This window comes from Enterobacter cloacae complex sp. IR5441 (assembly GCF_049238215.1).
Lineage (GTDB): Bacteria > Pseudomonadota > Gammaproteobacteria > Enterobacterales > Enterobacteriaceae > Enterobacter > Enterobacter hormaechei_C.
In genome coordinates this window covers 1-446 of the sequence record NZ_JBMKIA010000091.1, presented here as the reverse complement: position 1 = coordinate 446, position 446 = coordinate 1, and the positions used below count along the sequence as shown (strand labels likewise).

General features: G+C 53.8%; 1 rRNA gene (running past one end of the window). It reads right to left on the bottom strand.

Features of this window, described 5'->3' with window-relative positions:
• Positions 1-446 (bottom strand): 23S ribosomal RNA (locus ACOTX5_RS26385) (its annotated part extends 1,591 nt beyond the left edge of the window); the annotation flags it as partial.

The window sequence follows — 446 nt, the reverse complement described above, 5'->3', positions numbered from 1 at the left end:
GCGGGCTTTTCACCCGCTTTATCGTTACTTATGTCAGCATTCGCACTTCTGATACCTCCAGCATGCCTCACAGCACACCTTCAACGGCTTACAGAACGCTCCCCTACCCAACAACACATAGTGTCGCTGCCGCAGCTTCGGTGCATGGTTTAGCCCCGTTACATCTTCCGCGCAGGCCGACTCGACCAGTGAGCTATTACGCTTTCTTTAAATGATGGCTGCTTCTAAGCCAACATCCTGGCTGTCTGTGCCTTCCCACATCGTTTCCCACTTAACCATGACTTTGGGACCTTAGCTGGCGGTCTGGGTTGTTTCCCTCTTCACGACGGACGTTAGCACCCGCCGTGTGTCTCCCGTGATAACATTCTTCGGTATTCGTAGTTTGCATCGGGTTGGTAAGCCGGGATGGCCCCCTAGCCGAAACAGTGCTCTACCCCCGAAGATGA